5 protein-coding genes are annotated in these 7,002 nt (G+C 41.9%); 2 read left to right on the top strand and 3 right to left on the bottom strand.

Translation table 11 applies throughout. The annotated features are described in order from the left end of the window. Positions 1-129: 129 nt before the first annotated feature. Both BV372_RS31325 and dxs read right to left on the bottom strand, forming a co-directional pair. Entirely contained in the window at positions 130-1,629 is a 1,500-nt protein-coding gene (locus tag BV372_RS31325) for a YARHG domain-containing protein (protein WP_086690891.1), read from the bottom strand. Positions 1,630-2,181: 552 nt separating this feature from the next. Then, complete coding sequence (gene dxs, locus BV372_RS31330; protein WP_086690893.1) at positions 2,182-4,089, bottom strand: 1-deoxy-D-xylulose-5-phosphate synthase; 1,908 nt, start codon at positions 4,087-4,089, stop codon at positions 2,182-2,184. 538 nt (positions 4,090-4,627) lie between these two features. Here dxs and BV372_RS31340 point away from each other — a divergent pair. Beyond that, entirely contained in the window at positions 4,628-5,194 is a 567-nt protein-coding gene (locus BV372_RS31340) for a PEP-CTERM sorting domain-containing protein (RefSeq protein WP_143845404.1), read from the top strand. A 46-nt stretch (positions 5,195-5,240) separates the two neighbouring features. Here the strand turns inward: BV372_RS31340 and BV372_RS31345 are convergent, their stop codons facing one another. Further along, positions 5,241-5,921, bottom strand: a complete 681-nt coding sequence (locus tag BV372_RS31345; protein ID WP_086690897.1) for an S-layer homology domain-containing protein — start codon at positions 5,919-5,921, stop codon at positions 5,241-5,243. Positions 5,922-6,223: 302 nt separating this feature from the next. Between BV372_RS31345 and rpiA the strand changes: the two genes are divergently transcribed. Continuing rightward, positions 6,224-6,934 carry a ribose-5-phosphate isomerase RpiA gene (rpiA, locus tag BV372_RS31350; protein WP_086690901.1) on the top strand — a complete coding sequence of 237 codons (711 nt, stop codon included), beginning with the start codon at positions 6,224-6,226 and terminating at the stop codon, positions 6,932-6,934. Positions 6,935-7,002: the final 68 nt, after the last annotated feature.

The following is a 7,002-nucleotide window of genomic DNA, read 5'->3' on the forward strand; positions in this document are numbered from 1 at the left end:
TAATCTACTAGATTACCTCTAAATTCTGACTTCTGACTCCTGGGTGCTGAATTCTTACGTTTTTTCTTTCCCTGTTCACCGTTCCCTAATTTTAAATTCACCTCAGAGTTTTATCCAGATTGCTAAAGTTTATTTCTTAAAATATCTCAGATTATAACGGTCTTGATATTTGGCAATATATTCAACATTTTGCCGTTCTAATTTTGAGAGTAATTTATTAGGAAATTTCTTTGGCGAATATGTAGGTTGATACCAAGGTTGATTATTAAAGTAATCTTGTAAGCCTTGAGTATCAAACTGACGACCATGAATGGCAAACACCCAATTCCGCATAATATCTAGTTCAAAACCGTCTTTACCTTGCAAATCTGCATCTGTAATAGGTCTTTGAGAAAGCCAAGAATAATCGTTGGCTGTGACGTTGTTTGTTGGTGTTGTGTATGTATTTGTAAAAGGTGAATATGTGGGAGTTGCGATCGCTTGAGGTATTGAAGTAGGTTGTTGTATGGGAGATGGTGAACTAGTAGGTGTCTCTGTAATTTGAGATGTAACAGTTGAGGATGTTGCTGTCGGTGTTGGCGTTGTTTGTGCTATAGGTTGCGAAGGTTTTGGTAACACCTGACTAATAATTACAGATGCACCAATTAACCCACCTGCTATTAAACCGCCGATGACAAAACCGTTGCGATTATTACCTTCAGTTTTCGGCGGTTCTGTTTCCAGGCGAGGACTTACAGGAATAGTTGGTGGTACAGATACCATAGGCGGTTGATAGACGACTGGTTGCGTCGGCGGAATCGGATTTGCTATGCTCTGCAAAGCATCTAGCATGGCTCTAGCTGTGGGATAGCGATCGCGTGGATGATAGGCGATCGCACGATCAATTATCTCTGCCATCATCGGGCTAATATGGCTAGCATATTGTCGCCACACAACTTCCGCCGTCAGGGGATCTGTTTCTATTTGCTGAGGCTGTCTCCCAGTCAGCAAATAAATTACCGTCATCCCTATACTATATAAATCACTCGAATAAACTGGTCTACCTGCGGCTTGTTCGCTGGGCATAAATCCCGGTGTCCCAATCACAATCGAACTAGTAGGATTTCCTTGGGAATTTACCACCGTTCCCATAGATTCACGCACCGCACCAAAATCAATCAGTACTGGTTTGCCGTCACGCTGCCGCACAATAATGTTATCCGGTTTGATATCGCGGTGAACGATATACTTACCGTGAACGTATTCCAGCACAGGTAATAAATTTACCAACAATTCTTGCACAGCGCTTTCACTCAATAACCCTTGCTGTTGCACTTTTGCTGTTAAAGTATCGCCTTCAACCCACTCCTGAACTAGATAAAATTGTCCAGCTGCTTCAAAGTAAGCATACAAAGTCGGAATTTGGTCAGTCGCGCCGCCGAGTGTTTCTAAAATCGCCGCTTCCCGTTGAAACCGTTCTTGCACCAGTTGGTAAATTTGGGGATTGTTTTGAATCGGTCTTAGCTGTTTTACCACACAACGGCGCTTTGAAGGCATATAAGTATCCTCTGCCAGAAAGGTTTCACCAAACCCACCAGCACCCAATGTGCGGATAACTTGATAGCGATCGTTCAACAGGTTGATTGTCATATAAATTACAAGCAATACTTGACTTGCGGCTGACTCTAGAAGATACGCTGACTCTTCTTATGGGGACTTTTCCAATTTATATTAGTTTCTCGCAATCAGAAAACTCTATGGTTGTACACGAGTAATAATAGTGGCTTTTATTACTCGTAGGTTGGGCATCGCCCACCGTAAGCCTATTTACTTAAACGAGGCCCAGATGCCCGACTTTTACAAAAGGTCGGGCATCTTATTTGACGCGATCGCACTTTTGACTGTTGTCAGTATGAGTTATACAGCTTCTCAATTGATTGCACTACAATCGGGACTTCTCTTTGCTTGCGGGAGGGGTTATACTATTTCACTTTAATAGTGATACAAATACACGGGCAAGGGTTTAGCATTGCTAAACCCCTACGAAAGATCTATCTGTATCAGGATTTTTGTGAATTAGTATTAGGAACGGGATAATTTTACCCTTAACTCTTCTAAAAAAATACACCCCACAGCTTAGCTGTAGAGTGTATTTTCGATTAATTATCTTTGGCAGATCTAAGTATTTTCCTGAACAATTAACTAGCCAACAGCAGATAGCTGCTTCTGAAAGTAAGCTTCCAAAACTCTTTCTGCTATTTGACGACTAGTTAAACCTAGTGCAGCCTTAGATTCATCCGGTGTAGCATGATCGACTAAGATATCTGGCACACCGATGCGCTTGACTGGGACTACAACATCGGCATCAAGTAAAGCTTCGGCTACCGCAGAACCAAAGCCACCCATGACGCAGCCTTCTTCTAAGGTGACAACGCGACCAATTTTCTTAGCTAAAGGCAAAATCAATTCTGTATCTAGGGGTTTGACGAATCGGGCATTGATCACAGTGGCTTCAATCCCATGTTCGCTGAGAATTTCCGCAGCTTGCATACTTGGGTAAACCATTGTGCCATAGCCAACGATTAACACATCATCGCCAGTACGGAGAATTTCGCCTTTGCCGATTTCTAAAGGTTCCCAGCCTTCTTCCATCAGCGGTACACCATGACCATTACCACGAGGGAAGCGCATGGCGATCGGCCCCTTGGTATGGTCAACACCAGTGACAATCATCCGTTGCAGTTCGGCTTCGTCTTTAGGTGCCATCAACACTATGTTAGGAATGCAACGCAGATAAGCGATATCATACATACCTTGATGGGTAGGGCCGTCAGCACCCACAATTCCCGCCCTGTCTAAGCAGAAAAACACTGGCAAGTTTTGAATGCAGACATCATGAACTATTTGGTCATAACCACGTTGTAGGAAGGTAGAGTAGATAGCAGCCACGGGACGCATACCTTCACTAGCCAATCCAGCTGCTAGGGTAACAGCGTGCTGTTCGGCAATACCTACATCAATATATTGATTGGGTAGTTTTGCTTGGAGTTTATCTAAACCTGTTCCTGTTGCCATCGCCGCAGTAATCCCAACAATTTTGGGGTTTTGTTCAGCGAGTTTGACTAAAGTGTGGGCAAACACTTTAGCATAGGCTGGGGGTTTGGGTTTGCTAGAAGGAATAGCTTTGCCAGTTGTGAGATTGAAGGGATTTTGGGCGTGGTAGCCTACTTGGTCTTGTTCGGCAATTTCATAACCTTTGCCTTTGACTGTTGCCACATGCACCAAAACTGGCCCTGGTATTTGATGTGCTTGTTGAAAAGTAGCAATTAATTCTTCTAAATTATGCCCATCTACTGGCCCTATATAGGTAAAGCCCAGTTCTTCAAAAACTGCACCAACTTTGGGAACTGCTAGACGCTTCATCCCTTCTTTGATGCGCGCGAGTTCGGGCGACAGGGATTCACCGACAAAAGGAATGTGCTTGAATTGTTCCTCCAAATTATCTTTGAAAAACTGCACCGGTGGACTGAGGCGCATTTTGTTGAGATAGCGAGGAATTGCACCCACATTTGGAGAGATGGACATCTCGTTGTCGTTGAGAACAACCAGCAGGTTAGTTTTGGGTAAGTGTCCCGCATGGTTGATGGCTTCTAAAGCCATACCCCCAGTTAATGCCCCATCACCAATGACGGCGACGGCTTTAAATTTTTCTCCCTTCAAATCGCGGGCTAAAGCCATACCCAAAGCTGCGGAAATACTGGTGGAAGCGTGTCCGGCACCAAAGTGATCGAACTTGCTTTCACACCGCTTGAGATATCCAGCAATTCCGTCTTTTTGCCTAAGGGTGTGGAAGTTGCTATAGCGACCTGTAATTAGTTTATGGGGATAAGCTTGGTGTCCTACATCCCAAATAACTTTATCCCGATCTAAGTCCAGTGTCTGGTAAAGCCCTAAAGTTAACTCTACAACACCCAAACCTGGCCCCAGGTGTCCCCCGCTTGCTGCTACCGTTTGTAGGTGCTTATCTCGGATTTGACGGGCAATTTGTTGCAGTTGCCGAATCGATAAACCGTGCAATTGGTTGGGATGGGTGATTTCGCTCAGATGCATATTATAGGGTTTTCCTCTCTAATCTCTACTTCTGAATATTCTCTGATTTTCCCACGGTAATGTTGCTTACAGAACCATACTTGCAATAAGTTGCATTCTTAAAGTCTAATTGGGCATGTTTTACTACTATTTCCTTAAGGAAAATTAAGGTTGGCTTGTCTCTATTTAATTTAACAAAATGTAATAAATTTTGCTTTGAAGAATTGGTAAAATCGTCAAATTTTATGATTGACATTACCATAAAATTACTCGCTTTTACCGCTTTACAAAAGTATCAATTTAAGTAAAAATAAATCACCAGATAGACATAGCTTTTCCTAATAATTATTTTTTATCTATTGAAATCGGGTTTTATTTTTGAAAAAATGACCTACTTTTTAAGGTTAATTGTAGGCATTACCCACCAAAAACCGGATATGGTGGGCACTGCCCACCCTACTGAAAATTACTAAAAATTAGATTAAATTACTCTTCTTCATTCAAGGAAGCTAAAAGAAATTTTTATATTTAACCTTCTTTAGTAAAACACGTAGAAAAGATGCAAGACTTGGTTAAAACTCTAACTCTGACAACTGGGGTAGCTTTAACTATCTCACTAACTGGAACCTTTCCTGCTCAAGCTGTGACATTAAATTTTGGCTGGAATGGAGATGGAGGCTATTCAGCTAGAGGTGCTTTTAATTATGACGAAAGTACAGCCCCAGCAAGTTTTTCCGAAAGTGGGTTTGGAACAACGAAATTTTTGCGATCGCTTAGTATTGCTTTTTTCAATCCTCTAAATAATCTCGTTGCCGCTTATAATAACGTTGTTAATAGTAACTCAACTGCTCAATATTTCAAATTCAACTTCAACACAGTTACACAAGAAATCTTTGGATTAATAGATTTAGGTGGAGAAGTTGCAGGTGACACTTATTTGTCAGGAACAGTTAATACTAACCTTTCACTATATCAAGTGCCTCAATTTGGTTCTGATTTCATTATAGATAAGAATTCAGGAGCTATTGCTGTCACAACTGTACCTGAACCAAGTCCTGTGTTAGGTGTTTTAGCTTTGAGTGCGGTAGGAATCACTTACCGCATCAAGCGGCAACTCAAGCATTAATATCTTTGGTTTTATCATACTTGTTATGCTAAAGCCACCATTAGTTCTATGGTGATTGTGGGCTATCTGGAACCTTGGGAACTTCTGGTGTATCGGGTTGTTTCTGTTGTCGTTGCAAATATTTACTCAATACATCAGCCATATCGCCACGGGTCATAGGACGTAATGGGAAAATATTGCCTTGAGCATCTGTATTGACAAATCCTTCGGAAATTACTGTGGCGATCGCTTGTCTAGCCCAAGATGGAATGGATGCTGCATCTGGATGGGAAGCCAGAATGTCCTTAACAGTTTCATCGGGAAACTGAAATACACCATAAGCTTGAGCAAAAATTGCTAAGGCTTCTGCTTTTGTCACCTTTTGATTAGGGAAAAACAAATTACCTCGATAGCCTTTCATAATCTCAGTCTTTAAGGCTATTTGAATATCATTAAATGCCCAATGAGAAGAGGGTACATCTGGAGTTAGTACATTCTCTTTACTAACAGCCTGACGTTTATCCAGTCGAAATACTTTCACCATAATCGCAGCTAATTCTGCACGATTAATTAACCTTTCTGGATAAAAATTGCCATCAGGAGACTTTGTCATCCATTTGGCATTAACTACTTGTTGAATTGCTTCAGACTCCTGGCTAGAAGCTGCTTCTGCTACTTGTAACATATGAATTGCTGGTAAGTTTTGTAGCAAAAATATTAAGGATAAAGTACCGATAAACTGACGCATGATTATAACCGATTTCAGCCACAAATGTGATTAATAAACAACGTCACCGTTGTTCAATCTACTTTTAGTAGAACTGGATTATCTTATGACGAGTTTACACATAACAATGTTGCGTAGGTAAATATTATATTGTCATTTGTCATTAGTCAGTTGTCATTTGCCAAGAGTTATTTCTTCCCCAAGCCCCCTTCCTTGACCTCCTTGTCTTCGTTATCCCACGTTATCGCGGCAAGTAAAGCGCAAAATGTATGTAACTTTGGGTTATGTTCATTTTAGATAAGTTTTATGGAGCATTTTTGGGAATGACCGTAGCAGCAGACCCCGTGAAGTTGATGAAGCAAGAAGTTGGCAAAGCCGCCGCCGCCTTAGTCAAATCAGGTTCGATTGTCGGTTTGGGTACGGGTTCAACCACGGCGTACACAATTCAGTTTCTCGGAGAACGCCTCCAGTCTGGTGAACTCAAAGATATCGTTGGTGTTCCGACTTCGTTTCAGTCAGAAGTACTAGCAAAGCAATACGGCGTTCCTCTCACCACTTTGGACGCTATTGACCACATTGATATTGCTATTGATGGGGCTGATGAAGTTGATCCTCAAAAGAATTTGATTAAAGGCGGTGGTGCAGCCCATACCCGCGAAAAAGTAGTCGATTACTTGGCAAATCAGTTCATTGTCGTGGTGGATAGTGGGAAGTTAGTAGATCGTTTAGGTTCTACTTTTGCTGTACCAGTGGAGGTAATCCCAATGGCCATTACTCCTGTCACTGATGCCATCAAAAAACTTGGTGGCAAACCTGAACTCCGCATGGGTGTTAAAAAAGCTGGCCCGGTAATCACTGACCAAGGCAACATGGTTTTAGATGTCAGATTTGACTCTATTGACGACCCAGTAAACCTAGAAAAAACACTGAATAACATTCCCGGTGTTCTGGAAAATGGTATTTTCGTCAACTGTGTAAATTTAGTCTTAGTTGGCGAAGTTAAAGACGGTCAACCAGTGGTAAGACAATTTTAGATGCGGGGCTAGAACACCGATTCAGTAATGCCAAAATCCGAACGTTAGGTGGGATGGGGGAGTGTGGG

This window comes from Nostoc sp. T09, assembly GCF_002154695.1.
Classification (GTDB): domain Bacteria; phylum Cyanobacteriota; class Cyanobacteriia; order Cyanobacteriales; family Nostocaceae; genus Aulosira.

What these genes read in the sequence shown, in the direction of transcription:
- BV372_RS31325 (WP_086690891.1), bottom strand. Translation starts at nt 1,629, where the DNA reads ATGACAATCAACCTGTTGAACGATCGCTATCAAGTTATCCGCACATTG.
- dxs (WP_086690893.1), bottom strand. Translation starts at nt 4,089, where the DNA reads ATGCATCTGAGCGAAATCACCCATCCCAACCAATTGCACGGTTTATCG.
- BV372_RS31340 (WP_143845404.1), top strand. Translation starts at nt 4,628, where the DNA reads ATGCAAGACTTGGTTAAAACTCTAACTCTGACAACTGGGGTAGCTTTA.
- BV372_RS31345 (WP_086690897.1), bottom strand. Translation starts at nt 5,921, where the DNA reads ATGCGTCAGTTTATCGGTACTTTATCCTTAATATTTTTGCTACAAAAC.
- rpiA (WP_086690901.1), top strand. Translation starts at nt 6,224, where the DNA reads ATGACCGTAGCAGCAGACCCCGTGAAGTTGATGAAGCAAGAAGTTGGC.